General features: G+C 68.8%; 17 protein-coding genes and 2 pseudogenes. 9 read left to right on the top strand and 10 right to left on the bottom strand.

Going from position 1 to position 22,296, the window contains the following annotated elements; genetic code table 11:
- Positions 1 to 154: 154 nt before the first annotated feature.
- Positions 155 to 964 (bottom strand): annotated as a pseudogene (locus tag ACOBQB_RS10905) (beta-ketoacyl synthase N-terminal-like domain-containing protein); the annotation flags it as partial.
- A 154-nt stretch (positions 965 to 1,118) separates the two neighbouring features.
- Complete coding sequence (locus ACOBQB_RS10900; protein ID WP_423590959.1) at positions 1,119 to 2,957, bottom strand: NAD(P)/FAD-dependent oxidoreductase; 1,839 nt, start codon at positions 2,955 to 2,957, stop codon at positions 1,119 to 1,121.
- 463 nt (positions 2,958 to 3,420) lie between these two features.
- Here ACOBQB_RS10900 and ACOBQB_RS10895 point away from each other — a divergent pair, with 463 nt between their 5' ends.
- On the top strand, positions 3,421 to 4,119 hold the full coding sequence (locus tag ACOBQB_RS10895; RefSeq protein ID WP_423590957.1) for a maleylpyruvate isomerase family mycothiol-dependent enzyme: 699 nt from the start codon (positions 3,421 to 3,423) through the stop codon (positions 4,117 to 4,119).
- A 25-nt stretch (positions 4,120 to 4,144) separates the two neighbouring features.
- On the opposite strand, the gene ACOBQB_RS10890 is transcribed toward ACOBQB_RS10895, so the two are convergent.
- Complete coding sequence (locus tag ACOBQB_RS10890) at positions 4,145 to 4,840, bottom strand: helix-turn-helix transcriptional regulator (RefSeq protein WP_423590955.1); 696 nt, start codon at positions 4,838 to 4,840, stop codon at positions 4,145 to 4,147.
- A gap of 500 nt (positions 4,841 to 5,340) precedes the next feature.
- Positions 5,341 to 6,876 carry a GMC family oxidoreductase gene (locus tag ACOBQB_RS10885; protein WP_423590954.1) on the bottom strand — a complete coding sequence of 512 codons (1,536 nt, stop codon included), beginning with the start codon at positions 6,874 to 6,876 and terminating at the stop codon, positions 5,341 to 5,343.
- A 184-nt stretch (positions 6,877 to 7,060) separates the two neighbouring features.
- Here ACOBQB_RS10885 and ACOBQB_RS10880 point away from each other — a divergent pair.
- Positions 7,061 to 8,079, top strand: a pseudogene (locus ACOBQB_RS10880) (LLM class flavin-dependent oxidoreductase).
- A 61-nt stretch (positions 8,080 to 8,140) separates the two neighbouring features.
- Here the strand turns inward: ACOBQB_RS10880 and ACOBQB_RS10875 are convergent.
- Positions 8,141 to 9,340 carry an acyl-CoA dehydrogenase family protein gene (locus ACOBQB_RS10875; RefSeq protein ID WP_423590953.1) on the bottom strand — a complete coding sequence of 400 codons (1,200 nt, stop codon included), beginning with the start codon at positions 9,338 to 9,340 and terminating at the stop codon, positions 8,141 to 8,143.
- A gap of 40 nt (positions 9,341 to 9,380) precedes the next feature.
- Positions 9,381 to 10,190, bottom strand: a complete 810-nt coding sequence (locus ACOBQB_RS10870) for an SAM-dependent methyltransferase (RefSeq protein WP_423598414.1) — start codon at positions 10,188 to 10,190, stop codon at positions 9,381 to 9,383.
- 262 nt (positions 10,191 to 10,452) lie between these two features.
- On the opposite strand from ACOBQB_RS10870, the gene ACOBQB_RS10865 reads away from it, so the two are divergent.
- A complete protein-coding gene (locus tag ACOBQB_RS10865) occupies positions 10,453 to 12,000 on the top strand; it encodes a GMC family oxidoreductase (RefSeq protein WP_423590952.1) in 1,548 nt (515 codons plus the stop codon).
- On the opposite strand, the gene ACOBQB_RS10860 is transcribed toward ACOBQB_RS10865, so the two are convergent.
- The 4 genes from ACOBQB_RS10860 to ACOBQB_RS10845 all read right to left on the bottom strand — a co-directional run bounded on the left by ACOBQB_RS10860 (position 11,895) and on the right by ACOBQB_RS10845 (position 15,991).
- Positions 11,895 to 12,932 carry an SDR family NAD(P)-dependent oxidoreductase gene (locus ACOBQB_RS10860; protein WP_423590951.1) on the bottom strand — a complete coding sequence of 346 codons (1,038 nt, stop codon included), beginning with the start codon at positions 12,930 to 12,932 and terminating at the stop codon, positions 11,895 to 11,897. The genes ACOBQB_RS10865 and ACOBQB_RS10860 overlap by 106 nt on opposite strands.
- Entirely contained in the window at positions 12,929 to 13,540 is a 612-nt protein-coding gene (locus ACOBQB_RS10855) for a carboxymuconolactone decarboxylase family protein (RefSeq protein ID WP_423590950.1), read from the bottom strand. Before ACOBQB_RS10855 ends, ACOBQB_RS10860 begins: the two co-directional genes overlap by 4 nt.
- A gap of 7 nt (positions 13,541 to 13,547) precedes the next feature.
- The gene (locus tag ACOBQB_RS10850; RefSeq protein WP_423590948.1) at positions 13,548 to 14,864 is read right to left on the bottom strand and encodes an ABC1 kinase family protein; all 1,317 of its coding nucleotides are present in this window, start codon (positions 14,862 to 14,864) and stop codon (positions 13,548 to 13,550) included.
- Positions 14,865 to 15,025: 161 nt separating this feature from the next.
- A complete protein-coding gene (locus ACOBQB_RS10845; RefSeq protein ID WP_423590946.1) occupies positions 15,026 to 15,991 on the bottom strand; it encodes a sigma-70 family RNA polymerase sigma factor in 966 nt (321 codons plus the stop codon).
- A gap of 320 nt (positions 15,992 to 16,311) precedes the next feature.
- Here ACOBQB_RS10845 and ACOBQB_RS10840 point away from each other — a divergent pair, with 320 nt between their 5' ends.
- The 6 genes from ACOBQB_RS10840 (at position 16,312) to ACOBQB_RS10815 (ending at position 22,273) form a co-directional block, all read left to right on the top strand.
- Positions 16,312 to 17,319, top strand: a complete 1,008-nt coding sequence (locus ACOBQB_RS10840) for a DUF1702 family protein (protein ID WP_423590944.1) — start codon at positions 16,312 to 16,314, stop codon at positions 17,317 to 17,319.
- Entirely contained in the window at positions 17,316 to 18,683 is a 1,368-nt protein-coding gene (locus ACOBQB_RS10835; protein WP_423590943.1) for a cytochrome P450, read from the top strand. Before ACOBQB_RS10840 ends, ACOBQB_RS10835 begins: the two co-directional genes overlap by 4 nt.
- Positions 18,684 to 18,851: 168 nt before the next feature.
- A complete protein-coding gene (locus ACOBQB_RS10830; RefSeq protein WP_423590942.1) occupies positions 18,852 to 20,210 on the top strand; it encodes a cation:proton antiporter in 1,359 nt (452 codons plus the stop codon).
- 178 nt (positions 20,211 to 20,388) lie between these two features.
- Entirely contained in the window at positions 20,389 to 20,805 is a 417-nt protein-coding gene (locus ACOBQB_RS10825) for an SgcJ/EcaC family oxidoreductase (RefSeq protein WP_423590940.1), read from the top strand.
- A gap of 303 nt (positions 20,806 to 21,108) precedes the next feature.
- The gene (locus tag ACOBQB_RS10820) at positions 21,109 to 21,987 is read left to right on the top strand and encodes an MFS transporter (RefSeq protein WP_423590938.1); all 879 of its coding nucleotides are present in this window, start codon (positions 21,109 to 21,111) and stop codon (positions 21,985 to 21,987) included.
- A gap of 22 nt (positions 21,988 to 22,009) precedes the next feature.
- Positions 22,010 to 22,273: a hypothetical protein gene (locus ACOBQB_RS10815; protein WP_423590936.1), complete on the top strand. Its 264-nt coding sequence runs from the start codon at positions 22,010 to 22,012 to the stop codon at positions 22,271 to 22,273.
- The last annotated feature ends 23 nt before the right edge of the window (positions 22,274 to 22,296 follow it).

Below are 22,296 nucleotides of genomic sequence, written 5' to 3'. Positions count from 1 at the left end.
TGGCCTGCGGCCTCGGGCCGGGTGATGCCGCCCTTGCCGTCGGAGCTCTGCCCCAGCCGGCGATGGTGGCGTAGCGGAAGCGGTTGTGACGCACGGCGTCCTCATCGCGCATCAGTACGAGCATGCCGCAGCCTTCGCCCGGCCAGAACCCGTTGGAGTCCTGGTCGTACACGCGCATCTGGCCGGTGGAGAGCGCTCCGGTCTTCGCGAAGCCGACGAGCTCGAACGGGTCGATGCTCAGGTCCACGCCACCGGCCACCGCGGCGTCGAGCTGCCCGGTGGCCAGCGCGGTGCAGGCGGTGGCGACGGACAGCAGGGAGGACGAGCAGGCCCCGTCGACGGTGTAACCACCGCCGCCGAAGTCGAAGTAGTTGCAGACGCGCCCGGCGATGGTGTTGGCCAGTCCGCCGGCCAGGGTGTCCTCGGTGACCGGTGGGAAGGGGGCCTTGTAGCGGTCTTCCAGGCGGGCCAGGAAGGTGCCGAGGTCCGCGTCGTCCCAGCCCTGTTCGCGCAGGGCCGCCCCTACGGTGCGCTTGACGTAGGGCCAGCGCAGCCGCATCAGACCGGCGCGACTGAACTCGCCGGTCAGCGTGTTGCCGATGACGACACCGGTCGTGTCCTTGGGCAGGCCCTGCCCGTGCGGGAAGCCGGAGTCGTCCAAGGCGCGCAGTGCGGTGTCCAGGGCGAGCCAGTGGGTCATGTCGGTCGAGCGGAACGTGGATCCGCCGATGCGGTAGCCGATGCGGTCGAACTCGAAGCCCTCGAGCACCGCGGCCATGCGGCTGTAGTGCCGGTCCGGTGCGTCGGGATCGGGCGAGTAGTAGTCCTCCGCCCGTATCCGCTCGTCCGGCAGCCGGCGAAAGGCCCGCCGTCCGGCCAGCACGTTGCGCCACAGTTCTTCGGGGCTGTCGGCGTCGGGGTAGCGCAAGGCGATGCCGACGACCGCGATCCGCGGGGTGGTCATGCGATCACCGGCCCGGAGCCGGGGCGGTGAGCGGGCCGGGAAGTGTCATGGCCTTTTCCTTCGTGCGTACGGGTGTGGACAGCGCCGCCGGGAAGGGCGGTGCTGCCGGGCGGCTGGGATGGGTGCATGGCCGGCGTCTCTCTCCTTCGACGGCTCACAACGCCGCGGTCCGGTGTCCGGCGGCCGGCTCCGGACCGGCCTGGCGGGCGGTCGGCGGGAGGGGGGCCCACGTCTTGCCGTGCGCCCTCGTCGCGGCCGGCTGGTACGTCCAGTCGCGATTGCCGGCGACGACGACATCGCGGGCCGCCGTGCTCCCGCGCCGCCACGCGCTGCCCGCCGAGGCGAGCACGAAGCCCAGGGCATGGCGGGCGTAGGTCAGCAGGGGGAAGGTGCAGTTCTCTTGCCAGGCGGCCGAGCCATGCCTGCGATACCAGGTGACGTGCCGAGCCCCGGCCGGCAGCGTGAACGTCGCGACCGCATGTTGTCCGGGCTTGCCGAAGCCCATGTAGGGCGGCACGAAGTCGAGGCCGCCGAGTCGGGTGAAGATCCGTTCGGCGGCCGCGGCATGAGTGATCTCGCCGCTCGCCGCCGCCGCGATGTCCTGTCGAGAGGCGCTGATCGTGGCGGCGACCTCCGGCAGGTGGCTGCCGAGCACGCCCATACGGGACGGCTCGGTGGTCTTGGCTAGGTCTGCCGGATCGCCGCTCTTGAGGTAGCGGACGAAGAGGGACAGCGGGCCGAAGGCACCGAGCATGTTTCCCAGGACCCAGTTGCGGTTCCAGGCGTTCCAGGTGTCGTAACTGGCGAAGGACTCGAACGACGTTGACACGACGTCGTCGAAGTAGTCGAAGGCCCGGTTGACGGTGTCCTCGATGTGCTGGAACCGCTCGGTGGCGAAGTCGTCCTCGGCGACGGCCTTGAGCAGCGCTTCGGCGATCAGGTCCACGGCGACCACGAGGACGGACATCCCGCTGGAGAACAGCGGGTCGACGAAGCCCGCCGCATGGGGCAGCTGGAGGATCCGGGGCCGGAGCAAGTGGGGTGAGGAGTACTGCAACCGTCCCGAGGACACCCAGGGGCGTACGGCCTTGGCCGGTGCGAGATGCCGCTGGATCGTCGGGTACCGCGCGATGATGCGGCGGAACTCCTCCTCCGCGGGTCCCTTCCGGTGGGAATGGCGTGTGCGGTCGAGCATCAATCCGACGCTGGCGACCGGATTGGTCGACTCGCGGTGATTGTTGAAGGGAATCACCCACAGCCAGCCGCCGTCGAAGACGTGGTGCATCGTCGCCTCGCCCAGTGGTGAGGGCACCTTCTTGCGGGACTTCTCGTCGAGCAGCAGGTCCGCACTTCTCACCCCGACCATGTGGGTGAAGAGTGTGCGGGTGTCGGTGCGGAATCGCGGTGTCTCATCCCGCATGCCGAACAGGTCCGAGACGGGTGACCGCATGCCCGAGGCGTCGATCAAGTACTTGGCCTGGTACACCGTCCCGTCAGCCGCCCGCAGATCGACGCCGCCATCGTGCGAGGCGATGTTCTCGATCCGGGCCTGAGAGACGAAGTCCGCCCCGTACTGGACGGTCATGGCCGCGAGGTAGCCGTCGGTGTCCTGCCGGAACAGGTGCGAGTCGGGGCCGATCGGCGGTGTGAGTGTCGGCAGTTGGTTGACGTGTTCGCCTTGGTGCTCGCGACCGGCGGAGTGGTACATGAAGCTGAAGGACCTTTTCACACCACAGGCGCTGCTGATGTTGTCGCGCAACGTGTGGAACGAGCCGAGCCAGCCGATTTCGGGAACCCCGTATTTCTCCCCGATGATGCGCAGCCGGATGCCCGTCTCCGGGATGAGCGACTCGCCGATGGCGAACCGCGGATGTGCGGCACCTTCCAGCAACAGGGTGCGGATACCGTGCTTGGCAAGGATGCAGGCAAGCATCGACCCCCCGATGCCGGAGCCCAGGATGGCGATGTCATAACGAGTGCTGGTAACGGTCACGATTGCCCCTGCCTTCATCGGTAGTGCTGCTGCACGGCACGCGGCAACCAGACTCCGGCGGCACCGCGCCGACCGCCTACTCTTCGCTTGCCGAGGTCTCGTGCCCTTCAGGCCGTCGCAGGTCGGCACGGGAAGAGAAGCCCCGGTTCCGCCGGGCGCGCCAGCATGGCTGGTCTCAGTACCCAGTGACGTCCGTGCGGACGGACGGTTCCGGTGCCCGCGCAGCCCAAGTCGCCCAAGTCGTCCAAGGCGTCCTGGTCGTCGAGCGTGGTGCTGACCGTCGTCGGCCCGGGACGAGGCCGGAAGTGCCTGACCAGCCCGTAGGCCGTCTTTGCGTGGCAACCGCCGCACACTACCGTGACCCGATGCGGGTGTACTGGAATGGCGAGAGGCGACTCCCTCTTACGCGTCAGGATGGGAAGCCAGGATTTGAGCGGTCGTCGACGCGTGAGGGGGACTCAGGATGAACGGCGATGCCGGGTACCGTATGCCGCAGGGCGCCAAGGCCGGAGAAGGAACCCCTCGGGTGGCATATCGCCACATTCGCCGAAACCTGACACGTTCGCTGACCGGCCGCCCAGAAGCCGCACGGACGCAGGTACCAGCCTGCCCCGGGTGGACAGTTCACGACGCCGTGGCGCACCTGGTCGACAGCTGCCGCTTGGCCGAGCGCAACCTCGCCGGTCCGCCGCCCCACCATGTCGCGGAGGGGCTTCCCGCGTTACTGGCCGAATGGAACCGCAGCGGTGCCCGCGTGGATCGCGGTCTGCGGGAGACCGCCGGTTCCAGCGCAGGCTCTGTTCTGGTGATGGATGCCTATACGCACGAGGTTGATGTCCGACATGCCCTGGGACTGCCCGTCCCGGTGGCACACCCGGCATTTCCCATCGCCTTCGAGCTCGCCGTGGACGGCTTCCGGGCCGCCGTGACCATGCGGGGATGTCCGGCGTTGCGTCTGGAGACGAAGGACGGCGCATGGCACGTCGGTGACGGCGCCCCGTACGCCATCGTGTTCGGCACCGGGCATGATCTGTACCGGTCTCTGGTGGGGCGTCGCACGGTCCAGCAGATCAGGGAGCTCGCGTGGACCGCGGACCCCGAGGCCTGGTTGCCGGCGTTCGGCTGGGGGCTGTTCCGGCCTCCGCTCGCCCCGGTGGAGTGAGCGGAGACCGGCCCGGCAAGGGGTGTCAGGCCACCCCGTTCAGCCTCGACACGCCCCAGTTGTCCAGCTCCGGCAGCGCCAGCAGGATGGGCGCGTCGATCGCCATCATCGGGCGCATGGCGATGTGCTGGCTGGTGTGCGTCTTGTCCTGCCGGACGGCCAGCTGTGCCCCGCGGCCGAGGAACACCGGTTTGCGCAGCCACGGTCGCGGCTCGTCATCGCCCACACAGACCGCGGCGGCACGCACACACCACGTGCCGGCCGGCACGTCCGCGAGGGTGTAGGCGCCGGCGGAGTCCAGGATGTCGCAGGCAACCGGAAAGCCTTCGACGACCGGGGTGCGGAAAGCCCCCACGTATACACGCACTGGCTTGTCGGTCTCCGGGATGCGAATCGTGCCGGTGATGGTCGCGCGGGAACCTCCGTTCGCCACGCGGGCATCCAGACCGTGCAGGCCGTCCTGCGACAGCGCGCGATAGCGGCCCGGAGAGGTGCCGACACTGCGCGCGAAGCGACTGGAGAACGTGCCGAGGCTGCTGTACCCGACGGCGAAGGCGATATCCGTGACGCTCCTGCCTGTCTCCAGCAGTAGATTCTTCGCCCGGAACAGCCGAACTGCGGCTAAGAAGCGCCCTGGTGACGTTCCGGTGGCCTCACGGAAAGTGCGTGAGAAATAGAATTTGCTCAGGATGGCTGAGTCCGCTATGTCGTCGAGTGACAACGGCTCGTTATAGCGATTCCACATCGTCGCTATAGCTCGCTCTATTGCCATTTGCGTAACGTCCAAGATTCCCCCCGTGATTGAATACTTGAACCTGCGTGATCACCTAGCCGTGATCAACCCCCCTCCCTGCGCGAGCGGCGACGCCACGGGCAACAAGCTCCCACCGGTACGCGAGTTTTTCGCCCCGCCCCCCGCAGCGACTTCTTCGTGGCTGCCCTCTTGGCGCCGATCAAGAATGCCAGAAGTCAATACTGCGAATCTGGCAGGCTACCGGTTGGTAGGCAGCGAAGTTGCGGGGAGCAGACACCACTGTTGAGGTTTCGTGGTAAGGGTTACCATTCCGTCGAGAACGACGCATCTTGTGCGAGGTTGAGGCGCCGCAACGGCCCTATAGGGGCAGGGTGAACGGCGCGGCAAGAGACGAGACAGGGGCGTTCTCCCGAGCGGCGCATGCGCGTGCGGGGCCGCTTGCCGCAGAGCCGGCAGCGGTGAAACGGTCACCGACCGGTCAGGAATCCAGCCGCCCTCTCCGCGATCGTCACCACGCTGAGCAGTGTGTTGGCACACACCATGGCCGGCATCACCGAGGCATCGGCGACATAGAGTCCGCTGAGACCGTGGACCGCGCAGCGCTGGTCGACGACCGCGCTCCCGTCGCTCGCCGGGCCCATCCGCGCGGTGCCGACCGGGTTGTAGGCGGAGTCCACGGCCTCGTCGATGTAACCGCGCATCAACTCCTCGTCGTCCAGCACCCGCTGCTCAACCAGGACCACCTCCCGCCCCTGGTCACGGATCTTCGAGGAATGAGCCAGCTCCCAACTGCCACGCACAGCCTCGGCCAGCAGAGGGTAGTCCCGTTCGTCGGAGAGATAGCCGAGGTCGATTCGCGGCGGCACGGTCGGATCGGCCGATTCCAGAACGACGCGCCCCCGCGAATGCGGGCGTCGGGCCACCGCCATCACACCGAAAACGCTCCGGGCTCCGGCGACCTCGCGCAACTTCGGGAAGTGGTGGGTGAGATCGAACCGATTGACCATCGCGTAGTACATGTCATTGAAGCGGGACGTACTGCCTGACGACGTCGTACGCAGCACGATCTGACCCGTGGGAGCGCCCTCACCGGCTGTACCGGATCTCGGAGTGAGGAACACCCCGATGCGCGGCTGATCGGTCAGCCCGGCGCCCACGCCCGGCAGGTCGGCGTGGACACCGATGCCCAAGCGGCGCAGCTCGTCAGCGGGCCCCACACCCGAGCGCCACAGCAGTGCCGGGGAACCGATCGCTCCCGCAGCGAGGATCACGCGTCCCGCGCGGAGCTCCTCGCCGTCGACGACGACCCCGACCGCCCGCTGATCGCGAACCAGGACCCGGTCGACCTGACAGTCGGGGATGATCTCCAGGTTGGGGCGGCCCTGGGCGGGCCACAGGTAGGCCATGGCGGTCGACACGCGCACCGCGGCATCTCGCCGGGTCGACGGGATCGCCCCGACCCCGCTCGACGCGGGGTGGTTGTGATCGGTGACGTGCGGGTATCCGGCGGCCGCGCAGCCGTCCAGGAACGCCTGCTGAAGAGGCGTCAGCTCCTCCGCCCGCCAGCGCCGGATGGGGAGGGCACCGCCCGCCGCGTGAAACTCCCGGTCTCCGTAGTCGAGATCGTCCTCAAGCGCTGTCAGCGCGGGCAGGGTCTGCTCCCAGGACCACAGGGAGTTGCCGAGAGCGGCCCACTCGTCGTAGTCGGCGGGCGTACCCCTGATGGCGACCGTGTTCCCGACCGCCGACGAGCCGCCGCTCACCTTGCCTTGGGGAAACCGGACGCGGCGACGGGCGGTGAGGGCCGCGGTCAGACCCCAGGAATGCTGCACCAGCGACATGGCGTTGCCATCGAGCAGGTCCGCGGGTGTGGCAGCGGCCTCCCCGTAGTGCGGCCCGGCCTCGATCAGGGCGACGCGCCTGCCGCCCTCCTCACTCAACCGTGCCGCGAGAACCGCTCCGGCCCCGCCGGCCCCCACCACGATGTCATCGAAACGCCGCATGCCTTTTCTCCTTCCCTCGCCCGTACCAGCCTGGTGGCCACGGGCTCTCCCGGCTTCTTCCGACTTGCGCAGCGTCGAAGTAGCCGCACACCGGACTCGGCCCTAGCGTCCAGAGGGGACATCACGTTGATCGGGAGGGGAGAGCGCTGTGGAAGAAGCAGAGACGGCGAGGCCCGGTTTGGCGATGCAGGCCGGTACTGTGCCGCTGGCCGTACAGGTCGCCCGGGAGGTCGAACGGAGGGGACTGCCGTCGTTCTGGTCGAGCGAGTTCTACGACCGCTCAGCGGTGGTGACGCTGGCCGCGGTGGCCGCCGCCACCTCCAGGATCCGGCTCGGCTCGGCCATCGCCTGGGCCCTGGGCCGCTCCCCGGTGACCTTGGCGACGGAATTCCGGTCGCTGGCCGAGCTCGCTCCGGGACGCGTCACCCTTGGCCTGGGTACCGGAAACCAGCAGGTGATCGCGGATTGGCACGGGGCGGACGCACAGCGGCCCGCGGCACGACTGGCGGAGCTCGTACCGCTGATCCGGCGGATCTGGCAGCTCGACACCACCGCGGTGGAACACGACGGTGAGTTCTACCGTTGCCGGGTCGCGGCGGATCCGCTGCTTCCGGCATGGCCGTCGGCGGCTGCCGGAGCATCCGGACAGCACGGCCACATCCGCCCGGGGATCCTCGTGGCAGCAGGCCGTCGGCCGATGATCAACGCCGCGGGCGCCGTGGCCGACGGCCTGATCGGCCTGCCGCTGTGCAGCCGCGCGTTCGTCGAGGAGGAAGTCCGTCCCGCACTGGACGCCGCCGCGGCGAGAGCCAGGCCCGGCCGCTCCCCATCACCGGAATGATCATCTGCGCGGTCGGTGAGCACCCCGCACAGGCCCGGACCCACGCCGCGCGACAGGTCGCGGTCTTCGCCGCCCGGCCATCGGCCGCCCCGCTGATGACCTTCCACGGCTTCGAGCGTGAAACCGCCGACATCCGCAACGCCCTGGCACGCCGCGACGTTCCCGCGGCCGCGGCCGCGGTCTCCGACCGGATGCTCGACGTGCTCACCGTCCACGGCACCCCGAAGGAAGCCCTCGAACGCTACGACGCGGCGTTCGACGGCCTCTACGACGAGCCACTGCTGTTCAGTGCCGGCAAGGGCATGCCGCAGGGCGAGTTCCGGGACAGTCTGATGGCCGTATGTGAGGCATTCGCCTCCTGATGACACGCCTGCGCCGCGCGATCGTCCCGATCGCGCGGCGCAGGGCCCCCGAGGCAGCTGCTCAGCGACGCATCACCAAAGCGTCGTTCATCAAATAGTCGCCGACGGTCTCGAAGTGGGTGTACGACAGCGCGATGTGCTTCGTCACCGAGTGCACGTCGCGGAAGCAGCGCTCCAACCGGTTCGTCGCATACAACGAGGCCGTCCCAGCCAGCGTGTACGTCGCCTCCACGGCCGCGGTCGTGTGCTCGGCGAGCGATGCCGACGACAGGCGAATCAACGCGCTGAGCTCGTCGCCGCCCTCCCCGGCCGCCGCGACGACCTGGCGCGCCGCATCGTGCAGCAGCAGCCGCGTCGCGTACACGGCGATCTCCGCGCGGGCGAACCGCTCCTGCACCACGTGGTTCGCCGCCAGCGTCTGTGTGCCGCTGGCCGGGGTCTTCACCTGCGCGGTTTCCCGAAAGGTGTCCAGCGCGTCCCGCGCGATACCCAACGCCACCGGTGCGGTGGAGAACGGGCCGAAGTCGAAGTACCCGATCGGATAACCGCGTGACCCCCGAGCCGGTGGGGCCTTGGCCATCAGTTCCTTGCGTACGGCGAGTTCTGCGGGCACGAACCGCTCGTCGACCCGAAAGTGGTTGCTGCCCGTGCCGCGCAGACCGACCGTGTACCAGGTGTCGCGGTGGTGGACCGCGGACGCCGGCACGAACAGCATGACGATGTCCGGACCGGCCGGCGTCATGACCGGCTTCCAGTCCTCACTGATCAGTGCGGTGCACACCAGCCACTCGGCGTGTGCCGAACCGCTGGCCATGGCCCATTCGCCGCGCAGCAGGTAACCGCCGTCGACCGGCTCCGCCAGTCCGGACGGTTTGACGCCGCCGACGACGAAGCCGTCGCTGTCCAGGAACAGTCGGCGTGAGCTTTCCTCGGGCAGGTAGTCGGACAGCCTGCCGATGGCGCCCTGCACGCCGATCTGCCAGGAGACCGACGCGTCCAGACGGGCCAGGGCCTCCAAGACGGCCATCCCGGTGTCCAGGGCGACCTGCTGCCCGCCGAACGCCCGGGAGACCCACATCCGGGTGAAACCCTCATCGCGCAGCGCCTCGAACACCGGGCGCGGCATCTGACGGGTGTGTTCGGCCTCGTCCCGGTGGCGTTCGATGAGCGGGGCGAGCTTTTCCACGCGGGCCAGCCAATCGGCCTGCTCGGGCGATACGGGTGGTACGGGCAGCCGCGGCCGCTGACGATGGTCGCTCACGACAGACGTTCCCTTCGTGTCCGCAGGGGTGGGCCCGGATTCAGCGCTTACGGGCGACGCCGACCCACATCGGCAGCGGCTCGGGTCCTGAGGTGTCGGTCGGGCGCCAGTTCTGCGTCTCCACGACACCGGGCTCCACCTGGTCAAGACCGTCGAAGAAGCGGGCGACCTCGCTCTTGGTGCGGCGGATCACGGCCTCGCCCAGTTGCTTGTCGAGCGCGTCCAAGGTGGCGTTCATCGCCGTGTCCTCATCGTCCTTGGCGAAATGCGACACGGCGACGAAGCTGCCGGGCACCATGCGGTCGAGGTAGCTGCCCAGCAGCCGCACACCCTCGTCGAAGTCCTCCACGAAATGGAGCATGCCAAAAAGAATCAAGGCGACGGGGCGCGAGAAGTCCAGCGTCTGCCCCGCGCGTCCCAACACGTCCTCAGGCTCGCGGAATTCGCCCCGCAGGAACGCCACGCTGCCGTCGGTCTCACCCGCCAGCAGGTGCTCGGCGTGCGCGACCACCCGCGGATCGTTGTCGACATACACGACCTTCGCATCCGCGGTCACCTCGCGCGCCGCCAGGTGCACGTTGCCCATGGTCGGCAGTCCACTGGCGATGTCCAGGAACTGAATGATCCCGCGGTCGCAGGCCAGATGGCGCACGACCCGTCCGAGCGCGTCACGGGCGTGTTTGATATCGACCTTGACGCCTTCGACTCCACCGGTCTGCCCCGGCCAGTCGGCGAAGGCGAACGAGGCGGCCTGCCTGTCGGACTCGAAGTGGGCCTCACCGCCGAGCAGATAGTCCATCACCCGCGGAACATGCGGCGTCCGCGGGTCGACACCCGGGGGAGCCGCCACGGTGCTCGCCGTGCCGTGCCTCACTGACGCAGCCTTCTCTGACACGCTGCGGCCCTCCTGTCCTCAAAGCTCCGGCCCCGGTGGCCGGACACGTCCAGAGTGGCCACCGGCAGCACACCCTGCTTCTCCATGCGTGCTCTTGCACCGGGAACCATCGCCGCCAGGCAACGAGTGAGTAGTGCGCGCCCGTCAGCCGGTGCGACGCTCGCCGGGAGTTGGCAGAGCCCCGCGCCCGAAGCGCCCGAACTCCCGAGGACGAGACATGACGGTTCACTATGACGACATCATCGTCGGCGCCGGATCGGCCGGCGCGGCGCTGGCGGCCAGGCTGACCGAGGATCCGGGCCGGCGGGTGCTCCTGTTGGAGGCAGGCCCGGACCACACCGCCGCGCACAGCACGCCGGAGGACATCCGCTACGGCCGGACCATGTCGTTCATGGACCACGACTGGGGTATGCGCGCCGACATCCGGGACGGCCGCAAGATCCGCTACCCGCGCGGCAAGACCACCGGAGGGTCCTCGGCGGTCGGAGCGACAGTCGCGCTGCGCGGCATACCTGCCGACTACGACGCCTGGGCGGCCGCAGGCAACCCGGCCTGGTCCTGGTCGCGGGTTCTTCCCTACTTCCAGAAACTCGAAGACGATCTCGACTTCGGGGGGACCGAGCTCCATGGCCGCGGCGGCCCGGTCCCGATCCGCCGATGGCGGCCCGAAGAACTGGCACCTGGGCAGACCGCGTTCGTCGAAGCGTGCGTGCAGGCGGGATTCCCCGAGGTCAAGGACCACAACCACCCGGAGGCCACCGGCATCGGGCCGATTCCGTCCAGCCGGCCGGACCCCGAGCTGCGGGCCACCACCGCGACGACGTACCTCGCGCAGGCCAGAGGCCGTGCCAACCTCGACGTCAGGGCGGACACGACCGTCGACCGGGTGGTGTTCCGCGGTTCCCGGGCGACCGGCGTGATGGCGGCGGTGTCCGGGGGCTCCTACGAGCTGATCGAGGCCAACCGGATCGTGCTGACCGCAGGGGCGGTCGCCTCCCCGATGATTCTGCTGCGCTCCGGCATCGGCCCGGCCGAGGACCTGCGCAGGCATGGCATCGATGTCCGGGCGGATGCCGGCGGCGTCGGCGCGAACCTGGTCGACCACCAGCGCACCGGAGCCTTCATGGTGGCGCAGCCGGGCGCCACCGACCCGACCCAACCGTTCCTGCAGGAGATTCTGCGGACCACCTCGCCGGTCTCGGGTGACTTCAACGACCTGCAGTACTACATGGTCAACCACTTCGCCCTCGCCCCGTTCCCGGAGCTCCAGATGCTGGCGGGCGCTGACGAGATCCTCGGCGTGATGGTGGTGGCCCAGCGCCCGACCTCCCGCGGCAGGATCACGCTCTCCTCCGCCGACCCCGCAGCGCTGCCGGCGATCGAGCTCAACTTCCTCGACGACGAACGCGAGATGGACATCCTCGTGAATGGTGTACGCACCGCCTGGCGCCTGGCGCAACACCCCGGCATCGCCGCACTGGGACAAGGCTTCGTGGTGCTGCGCGACGCCGTGATCGACAACGATGACATGGTGCGCCAGTACGTCAAGACGAGCCTGGACAGCGCCTACCATCCCGTCGGTACCGTTCGGATGGGTCCGTCCTCGGACCCTTCGGCCGTCGTCGACGAGCACGGCGCCGTACACGGCTTGGACGCCCTCTACGTCTGTGACGCGTCGATCATGCCGACGACGGTGCGCGCGAACACCAACCTCACTTCGATCATGATCGGGGAGAGGGCAGCCGATTGGCTCCGCGCCGCGTGACCGGGCGACACACGTGGCGGCTCCGGACCCAGGGTTCCGGAGCCGCCTTTCCGTGGGGAGCTGTCAGGGGGTGGGGAAGAACCGGGACACGAAGGCATCCCACGCGCGGTCGCCGAAGATGGCGCGCTGCGGCCGCAGCAACCGGACCGGGACACCCACCCGGTAGCGAATACGAGGCCTGGCCGCGGTGATCGCCCTTTCCACGACGGCGGCGACGTCGCCCGCTCGCACGGAGGTCCGGCCGCGCCCCTTGGGGTGCTCCACCTCACGGTAGGCACCGTGCCACTCGACGAACCGTTCCCAAAGCCGGCGTACAGGTCGTCGGCTGCTTCCAGACCGAGATCACCCGTGCTGGTCGGCACGAACGAGCCGAGAATCGGCGACGGTTCGATCACCACCACCTTGATCCCGGCCGACGCGACCTCCAACCGCAGCGCATCGCTGATGGCCTCCAGCGCATGCTTGGTGGCCTGGTAGTACCCGCGCCCTGGGGTCGCGAACAGACCGAAGATCGAGGACATCATGACGATCCTGCCTGAGCGCTGCTCCCGCATGCCGGGCAGCACCAGCTGCGTCATGCGGGACAGGCCGAAGAAGTTGGTCTCGAACTGCGCGCGCACCGCGTCGACCGGAGTCTCGCCGATCGTGCCGTTCAGGCTGTACGCGGCATTGTTGACCAGGACGCCGACGGCGCCGTGCTCCTCGGTGACACGTTTGACCGCGGCGGCCATCGACTCCTCGTCGGTGACGTCGACTTGCAGCGTTGTGATGCCCTCGTCGGCCAGGTCCCGCAGACCTTCAAGGCTGCGGCCGGTGGCGTAGACCGGCAGGCCGGCGCGGTGCAGACGCAAGGCGGTGGCGCGGCCGGTGCCGGAGGAGAGCACGCTGCGCGAGTTCACCCCGGTGATGAGGACCGCGCGGGACGGGCTCATGTGTCACCACCGGAAGCGGGAACCTCCTGCTGCGAGATCCGGCTGGCTGCCACCGAGGTTCCCAGCCCGAGGCCGTCCACCATGCGGGTGATGAAGTTGAACAGTGCGGTGGTGAAGAACCCCTCCAACAGGTCCTCGGAGCTCCAACCGGACTCCATGGCCTGGTGCCAATCCGCGTCTGTGATCTTGTAGGGCTCCCGGCTCAGCCGGGTCAGCAGACGCAGCAGCACCTTGGTGCGGTCGTCGACCGGCAGATCTTCCGGGGACTCGGCGGTGGCGATCGCCTGCGCCAACTCCTCGGGGCCGCCGAAGACCTGGAGGAAGAAGCTGTGCGTGCCGACGCAGTAGGAGCACTGATTCACCTTCGATGTCCAGGCGGCGATCAGTTCTCTCGTCTGCCGCGGCAGGACGCCGTCGAGGAAGATGCCCTTGTAACCGGAGAGGATCACTTCGAGGAGATCCGGTCGGGTGGACGCCAGACGGAACATGTCCGGGACGAACGGGAGGGCGGTGGCCTTCTTCACCTCGTCGTAGAGTTCCGCGAGGCGGCCGTCGGCCTCCTCCTCGGCAATCAGTCGGACCCGCACGGTGGCGGTCGCATCGTCCATGCTCAATTCACCTCTCACGGTTGGAAGTGGAGACGCGCGGTAGATTGCGGCGGCGCAGCACGGGCATTGCCTCGGCCTGGAAGTCGACGTCCGCGTCGAACGCCTTGATCATTCCTTCGATGACCAGGAGCGACAGCAGGGGGAAGGCGAACTCGGGCACCGGATAGAGCCCGAAGCGGCGCTGTAGCTCGAACAGGCGGCCGGCGAAGCGTGCCAGATCGAAGTCGCCGGACCTGGCGCCCGAGGCGTCCTCGACCAACGTTCGCAGGCCGGAACGGAAGCCATCCAAGTCGCAGTCGTCGGCCACCTGTGCCGCGCTGTCGATGACGATCTGCGCGCACATGCTGCCGTCACCCAGCGCCATGTGGATGAAGAAGTCCGCGAAGGACCGCCGCACCGGCTCGGGCAGCCGGATGACGAAACCGGCATCGAGGATCACCAGACCGCCGTCGCGGTCGAGATAGACGTTGCCGGGATGCATGTCGCAGTGCACGATGCCGTCGACGAACAGCATTTCGTACACCGCGGCCAGGACGGCACGCGCGGCGGCCCGGCGCGTGCCGAGCGCCAACTCTCCGGGCTCGAACCGCCTCAGGTCGCCGATGTACTCCATGACCACGGTCTCGGACGTGCAGAGCTCAGGCAGCGGGGCGGGAACACGGACGTTCGTGAAGCGGGCCAGGTTGTCCCGCAGCACGAGCAACGACGTGGCCTCGGCCTCGAAGTCCAACTGTCGCAGGATCGCCCCGCCGACCTGTGCGTGCATGAGCCGGAACGGCATCTGTCGCAGCCGGGGGAGCGCACCCAGCACGCCCATCACCAACGCGGTGAGTGTGAAGTCCCGTTGCATCACGCGGTCGATGCCAGGACGCCGCACCTTGACCGCGACGCGGTGACCCTCCAGGGTCACCGCCTCGTGCACCGTGGCGATGCTGCCGCAGGCGAGTGGCTCCCAGGAGAACTCGCGAAACGGCCACGGCCGGTCACGGTAACTGCGCCGAACGGCACGCTCGATCCGGCGCCGGCTCGGCGCCCGCACGGTGTCGGTGAGCCGGCCCAGTGCCTGGGCGACCTCCTCGGGCAGCACGTCCCGCCGGGTGCTCAGCAGCTGACCGATCTTGATGTAGGAGGGCCCGAGCCGGGTCAGCATCCGCTCCCACCGGGCGCCGTCCCGTAGACCCCGTGCGTGCGGGGAGCGACGCAACCGCGCGGCGACGGCGGAGCCGCCGAAAGCCACGCTGTAGCCGAACATCACCGAGCTCACACGGCCGCAGCGCAGCGTCAGGGCCGGCAGGTCGATGAGCCGGGCCGGGATCGCTCGCACGTTCGCCCCCTGGTGGTCGCACGTCGTGGCGCGGGCGACGCGTCGTCGCCCGCACCGATCGTCGCGGGCCAGGCGGGACGTCAACTACTTCCACGGTGCCCTCGGGGCGCAGCGGTTGCCAGGCGGGCGTCCGCGCAATACGGGGGCGTGCGGCGACGCCCTCAGGACGGGCTGTCGGCGGCCAGGCCGAACACCGCGAAGACCTCGGCGTCCTGGAACACGGTGGTCCGGCTGATGCCCGCGGCGGTGACGGTGAACACTTGCAGGGTGTGCAACTCGTACGCGCCGCTGTCGCCACGACGGTAGGCGGCGAAGCCCGGCTGGCCGTTGGCCGCGATCGGATCCAACCGCCAGTTGCTGCCCGCCTTGGTGAAGACCCAGTCCATGAACTTGGCGTAATGGTCGCGACCGACGAACCAATTGAGGACCGGGGGCATCTCCATGAGGACATCGTGGGCGAGGAGCCCCTTGAGGCCTTCGATGTCCGCCTGCTCGAAGGCCTTCATATAGCGCTCGACGCAGGCCCGCTGCTCCGCTTGGGAGGGTTCCGCGACTTGGTCCTCCAGAACACCCACTTGTTCCAGGCGCGCACGCGCCCGCTGTAGCGAACTGTTGACCGAAGCGACCGACGTTTCCAGCACGTCCGCGGCCTCGGCCGCCGAGAAGGCGAGGACTTCACGCAGGATCAACGCAGCGCGCTGGCGCGCCGAGAGGTGCTGTAGCGCGGCGACGAACGCCAGGCGCAGGCTGCTCCGGTCGACGGCTGCGCCGGCCGGGTCTCCCAGGTGCAGCAGCACGTCGGGGATCGGCTGCAACCAGGCGACCTCGCCACCGTGGACGAACGGCTGGAGCGGATCGCTCTCGGCCACGGTGCCTGACGGCAGCGGCCTGCGGCTACGGCTGTCCAGAGCGTTCAGACACGCGTTGGTCGCGATCCGATACAGCCACGTCCGCAGCGAGCCGCGTGTGGGATCGAACCGGTGCCGGGCCCGCCAAGCCCGCAGGTACGTCTCCTGGACCAGATCCTCGGCATCGTGCACCGAGCCGAGCATCCGATAGCAGTGCGCCAGCAATTCCGGCCGGTGCGGCTCGAGTTGGCGGTCAAAGTCCTCGGTCGTGGTCGCCACGCCCGGCCCCTTCCGATGCGTCCTCTTGCCGGGGGACCCTATCGCACAGCGGTAGCGGAGCGAGGGCGTCTTGCCACGGACGGGACCAGCGCACGGCGTGGGCATCCTGCCGTGCGACGGGCAATGACTGCGCCCGGGCCGCCCCGCAGACCCGCCCCGCCGCCACGCACCTCTCCGGCCTGTTGCCGCGGCCTTCTCGCGCGTTGCCCGGTTCATGAACAGCTCCACTGCCGGGCAAGCCGCGAGTAGGCCCCCGCCCCGGTCGGCGCAACGATGGGCCGGACTTCGAAAGCCGCGCATTCCACCGAAAGGGGAGGCCATTGGCCCGCACGTGGGCGGCGCTGCGGCGCCGCGTTCTGACACCGAGTACGTCACAGACGAAGCTGTCGAAACGCGGCTTCCACGAGAAGAGCCCAGAAGCCACGCACCTGCTCGAACAGGCTGGAGCCACGTTCCTCACGGGATTCGCTCTCGCCGCCGAGGCACATGAGCCTCGTAACGCCGAGCGAGGCCTGGACGACGTGCCACGACCGTTCCGTGGCTTCGCCTACGAGGGGGCAGGCATGGCCTTCGCGATCCGCGATGCCATCGCCCCGGGGCGCCCGCGTCACAACGCCCGGTTCCTGGAGGGACGTGCGGACACCAACGTCCACATGGTCTACGTCGGCGCCGGCTGGGCACTGGGCCGCCTGCCGCCGGCGCTGTGGAAGCGGGCCGTGCACGCGTTGCCCGATCCCGTATATCGATGGCTCATCCTCGACGGATACGGATTCCACCAGGCGTACTTCCACACCGACAAGTACGTACGTCATCAGTTCGTGCGCCACGACTTCCCATGGCCGCCGCAGGGCTCGCCCACGTACGCCAATCGCGTCATCGACCAGGGCATAGGACGCGCCATGTGGTTCGTGAACGGCGCCGACCCACACCGACTGGCCGACGCCGTCGACGCCTTCCCGCCATCGCGTCGCGCCGACCTGTATGCGGGGGCGAGCCTGGCCGCGACCTACGCGGGAGGTCTGGACGAAGCCGAACTGGTGGTCCTCAAGCAGCGAGCCCGCCACTACCTGCCGGCAGTCGCCCAGGCCAGCGCGTTCGCCGCGACAGCCCGGGTACGCGCCGACCTCGTCGAACCGCACACCGAGCTCGCCACCCGGATACTCGCCGGCACCACGCCGGAGAACGCGGCCAGGATATGCATGGACAGCCTCCCGGACGGGTCGCAGACAACAACCGCCGGTGAACCGGCATACGAGGTGTGGCGCCGGCGCATCGCCACCTCCCTCACCTCGGGCAAGGACGCGGCCACCGCTCGTGACCGCCGATGACCAGCCCGCCCACCACGCAGCCCGCGGGCGACCGCGTTCCGCCCGGCCCGCCCCGCGGCGCGGCCATCACACTGCTGCCCAGGATGGTCCGTAACCGGCTGGAAGTGATGGACCAGATCGCCGCCGACTACGGCGACGCGGCACGGATACCGCTCGGCCCCAAGACCTTGTACCTGTTCAACCACCCCGACCACGCACGCCACGTCCTGGTCGACAACGCGACCAACTACCACAAAGGCATCGGCCTGATACAGGCCCGCCGGGTGATGGGCGATGGCCTGCTGACCAGCGACGGCGACCTGTGGCGCAAACAACGCAAGGTGATCCAACCGGTTTTCCAGCCCAAGAGGACCGCCCGGCAGGCCGAGTCGATCGTCATCGAGGCCGAGGCACTGATCGGACGGCTCCGCACGCACATCGGGTGCGGCACCGTCGACATGCGACAGGAGCTGACGGCACTGACCCTGGGCGTCCTCGGCCGCACACTCCTGGACGCCGACCTCGGAGCGTTCGACTCCCTCGGCGACGCCTTCGAAACGGCGCAGGACCAGGCGATGTTCGAGATGATGTCGCTCGGGACCATTCCACTGTGGCTCCCCCTTCCCCGCGCACTGCGTTTCCGCAAGGCGCAGCGATACCTACAGCGGATCACTGACACGCTCGCCGCGCAACGGGAACGGCATCCCGGCAGCGACGACGTCATCAGCCGCCTCATCGAGTCCGCGCGCCAGGAGCCCGATCCCCGCTTCGGACGCCGCCGCATGCTCGACGAGCTCGTCACTCTCCTGCTGGCCGGACACGAGACGACGGCCAGCACCCTCAGCTGGGCCCTCCATCTCCTCGACCGCCACCCTGAGGTCTGGGAGCAGGTGCACGCCGAGGCCGTCGAGGTGCTGGGCCACGGCCCGGTGACGGCCGAAGCGCTGCATCGACTGCGATACACCACGATGGTGCTTGAGGAAGTCATGCGGCTGTATCCGCCCGTATGGATCCTGCCCCGCATCGCACAAGCCGCCGACCAGGTGGACGGCTACCGCGTCCCGGCCCGCGCCGACGTCCTCATCTGCCCGTTCCTGCTCCATCGGCACCCGGCTTTCTGGCCGGACCCGCAGCGCTTCGACCCCGGGCGTTTCGCCCCCGACGCCCGAGCCGGCCGACACCGCTACGCCTACATCCCCTTCGGCGCGGGCCCACGATTCTGTGTCGGAAACAGTCTGGGCATGCTGGAGGCCACGATCGTGCTGGCGATGCTGGCGCGGGACCTGCGACTGCGCACCATCCCCGGCTACGAGGTGGCCGGAGAAGCGATGCTCACGCTCCGGGTCCGCGGCGGCCTGCCCATGAACGTCGAAACCGCGCGATGACGACGTACCCGCCCCACGGTCGCGGCCGCCACGCCACCACCGGCCGCCCGCCGCCCGCGGAGCCGGACCACCCGCACGTCGCCGACTCGACGCGAGACCCGCCCGGACCCGGGCCGGTCATCTGCCTCTCGCCCTACCCGCACTCACCGGACGTCCACGGGAGTCGTCGTGCAGCACACCATCAGTCAACTGGCGTCCGCCACCGCCGACAAGAACCTTGAGATCGTCCTCAAAGTCCTGCCTGCGATCGTGGTCATCCTGGCCGCGTCCGCCGTGTGCGGAAGACTCGCCCTACTGGTGAAGCAACCGCGCGTCCTGGGCGAGATGGTCGCCGGCGTCCTGCTCGGACCGACCCTGTTCGGGGCCGTGTTCCCCACCGCCCAGCAGGCCATCTTCGCGCCCGAGGTGAAGCCCTTCCTGTACGTCCTGAGCACCATCGGACTCACCGTCTTCATGTTCCTCGTCGGAGCAGGCCTCGACCACGGCGGCGGCACCGCGAAGAAGGACACCAAGAACGCTGCCGTGCTGGCCGGCGCAGGCATCGTCCCCTCACTCCTCCTGGGCGCAGGCGTCGGGTACGTGCTGCACGACCGGCTCTCCCGGCCCGACATCAGCCCCTTCGAATTCTCGCTCTTCCTCGGCGGCGCCCTGTCCATCACCGCGTTCCCGATGTTGGCCCGCATCCTCTACGAGCGCGGGCTGGAAAACTCCCGGCTCGGCCGCATGACCCTGCTCGGTGCCTCCGTGGACGACGCCGCGGCATGGTGCTTCCTTGCCGTGCTCTCCGCCATGCACAGCGGCGCCGGAGCCCTGCAGGCCCTGCGCACCATCGGCCTCACCGCGCTCTTCGTCATCGTCATGCTCACCGCGGTGGCCCGCATACTGCGGCCGATGGGCGCGCAGGTCGAGCGCACCGGCCGATTCGGCTTCGACCAGATGTACGTCGTCGTCGGCATCGTCCTTCTGGCCGGGCTGTTCACCGACTACATCGGCATCTACTCGGTCTTCGGCGGCTTCGTCGCCGGGCTTGCCATGCCTCGCGGCCGCGCCTTCCGCGAGGCCCTGCACAGCCGCATGATGGACTTCACCAGCGTCCTGCTGCTGCCCATCTTCTTCGCCTTTTCCGGGCTCAACACCGAACTGGGCGGCTTGGCCGGCTGGGGCCTGATCGGCCCCTTCCTGGCCATCCTGGCCGCGGGCTTCGTCGGCAAGTACGTCGGCTGCGCGGCCGCCATGCGCGGCATCGGCTTCTCCTGGCGTGAGTCCTGGGCGGTCGGCGGCCTGATGAACGCACGGGGGCTGATGATCCTCCTCTTCATCAACATCGGCCTCGCCCAAGGAATGATCACAAAAGAGGTCTTCTCCATGCTCGTCCTGGTCGCGGTCATCACCACCGCCGGGGCCGTGCCGCTGTACCGCTGGGCGCTGCCGGAACGCATCGAGCAGCGCGTATTGCCCACCGCGGCGAGCACCCCGGAGGCGGTGCCGGGCCCGCGCGACCCCCGACCCACCACAGCTCCCCTGTGACCGCCGACCAGCGCATCACCGCTGGTCACCCGGGCGCTGACCGGCTCCTGAAAAAAAATCTCCGTGGACGCGATGAGTTCCGGCCCGCTCGCCGGTATCTACTCCCGGAGCGCAATCGACTCCACGGAAAACCGCAGAGTGCGGCGATCCGCACCGGAACGACGAAGCGAGGAAGACCTTGACTGCGAAGCAGACGCGTACAGCTGACGAGACTGCCATCCGCAAGGTGCTCAAGGGCGTCTACGAAGCCTGGAACGCCAACGACGCCGATGCGTTCGTGGCCGACTACACCGACGACGCCAGCGCGATCCTGCCCGGGTCCTACCGGAAGTCCCGGGAAGAGATCCGCGAAAGCATGCAGGCCGGCTTCAGCACCTTCCTGAAGGGCTCGACCACCACCGACGAGGTACTGGACATCCGTTTCCTCAACGACGACGCCGCGGTGGTCATCAGCGAGACGGGCATCCTCTTCCCGGGCGAAACCGAGGTACCGCAGGACCGCGTCGTCATCGCGAGCTGGGTGCTCACCCGGCAGGACGGCAAGTGGCTGCTCGCGGCCTACCAGAACTCTCCCGCCGTCATGAACCAGGGCTGACACAACCACCTGTCGGGTGCCCCTCTACCGCCGCCGCGGAAGAGGGGCACTTCCCGCTTCACGTCCGCACAGACCCGCCTCGGACCCGCCCTGAGAACGCAGGAGACACGGATGAGTGCCGAACAGACGGATGTACGCACCGCGGCGCCACCAGCACCGATGAGCGGTGCTTCAGATGGTCGTCGGCGGGTACACGATCGCTTTCGGAGAGCTCCTGATCATCGGGGCGCGCCTCGGTGATCAGTACGGGCCTCGCCGCATGTTCGTGCTCGGTGTGGCGCTCTGCACGGCTGCCTCACTGGTATGCGGCCTGGCTCCGAGCGCCGGGGCCTGGCAGCCTTTCGTAGCCTGCAAGGCGCCGCGGCAGGCGTGATGGTGCCTCAGGTCATGAGTGTGATCCAGACACGTTTCTCCGGCGCGGCGCTCGGAAAGGCCATGTCCGCCTACGGAACGATGCTGTCGATCGGGGCCGTCGTAGGCCTCGTCCTCGGCGGTGTGATCGCCAACGCCAACCTGTTCGGCCAGACATGGCGGCCGGTGTTCCTCATCAATGTGCCGATCGGCGTGGCACTGGTCGCGGCGAGCATGAAGGTGATGCCCGCGGACGCACCGCGTGCCGCCCGCAGGCTCGACCTCGTCGGCCTGGCCATCGTGGTGCCGGCCGTGCTCCTCGTCATTCTCCGCCTGGTTCTGGGACGTGAGCTGGGTTGGCCGACATGGACCTTCGTGTGCATGGCCGCCGGGCTCTGCCTCGGAGCCGTCTTCGTCACTGTCGAACGACGCGTCGCCGCCGCCGGAGGTGATCCGCTACTCAACAAGGACGTGCTCCTCCCGACAGGGTTCCGCCCGGGCATGGCGACCCTGGCCTTCATGCAAGTGACGTACGGCGGCTTCCTGTTCGTGTTCACGCTCCACGAACAAGTCGGCCTCGGAGGCAGCGCACTATGTACGGGGCTGATGTATATCCCCATGTCCCTCGCGTTCGGCCTGGTCGGTTTCGCTTGGCGCAAGCTGCCCGAGCGCACCATGCCCGCTCTCGCGCCACTCGGCCTGGTGCTGTGCGCCGTCGCCTACCTGGGCATCGCGACTGCTACCCGGGACGCCCGAGAGGGCGGGCCGATCATGTGCTGTCGTTGGTCGTCGCCGGACTCGGCATGGGCCTGTCCGTCGCCCCACTGCTGACGCAGTCCCTGATCAACGTTCCATGGCAGCGAGCCGCCGATGCCAGCGCGTGCTCACCACCGTCGTCCACCTCGGCCAGGCGCTGGGCATCGCCGTGACCGGCACCCTCTTCTTCTCGCTGCGAGAAGGAGCCGCGGATGACGGAGACCCGTTGCCGCTCGCTTCGTCTGCGGCGATGTCCTCCGTGGCGGTCCGGCTCGCTGTCCTGGCCGTCGCGGGCGCCGCCGGCGGCATCGCTCTGACGCGTGCGGTACGTCAGGCGCAACGCGCTCCTCGGGAGCCCTGAAGACCCCTGACGCACCTGCCCGG

The organism is Streptomyces sp. G5(2025) (genome assembly GCF_049542075.1).
Classification (GTDB): Bacteria; Actinomycetota; Actinomycetes; order Streptomycetales; family Streptomycetaceae; genus Streptomyces.
Note: the sequence above shows the minus strand (reverse complement) of the source record. Positions and strands in the feature narration are given on the sequence as shown.

Coding starts and splice junctions, on each gene's coding strand:
- ACOBQB_RS10895 (WP_423590957.1), top strand. CDS start 3,421: ATGAACGGCGATGCCGGGTACCGTATGCCGCAGGGCGCCAAGGCCGGA.
- ACOBQB_RS10885 (WP_423590954.1), bottom strand. CDS start 6,876: ATGCGGCGTTTCGATGACATCGTGGTGGGGGCCGGCGGGGCCGGAGCG.
- ACOBQB_RS10865 (WP_423590952.1), top strand. CDS start 10,453: ATGACGGTTCACTATGACGACATCATCGTCGGCGCCGGATCGGCCGGC.
- ACOBQB_RS10860 (WP_423590951.1), bottom strand. CDS start 12,932: ATGAGCCCGTCCCGCGCGGTCCTCATCACCGGGGTGAACTCGCGCAGC.
- ACOBQB_RS10835 (WP_423590943.1), top strand. CDS start 17,316: ATGACCAGCCCGCCCACCACGCAGCCCGCGGGCGACCGCGTTCCGCCC.
- ACOBQB_RS10815 (WP_423590936.1), top strand. CDS start 22,010: ATGGCAGCGAGCCGCCGATGCCAGCGCGTGCTCACCACCGTCGTCCAC.
- ACOBQB_RS10820 (WP_423590938.1), top strand. CDS start 21,109: ATGCGGCCTGGCTCCGAGCGCCGGGGCCTGGCAGCCTTTCGTAGCCTG.
- ACOBQB_RS10855 (WP_423590950.1), bottom strand. CDS start 13,540: ATGGACGATGCGACCGCCACCGTGCGGGTCCGACTGATTGCCGAGGAG.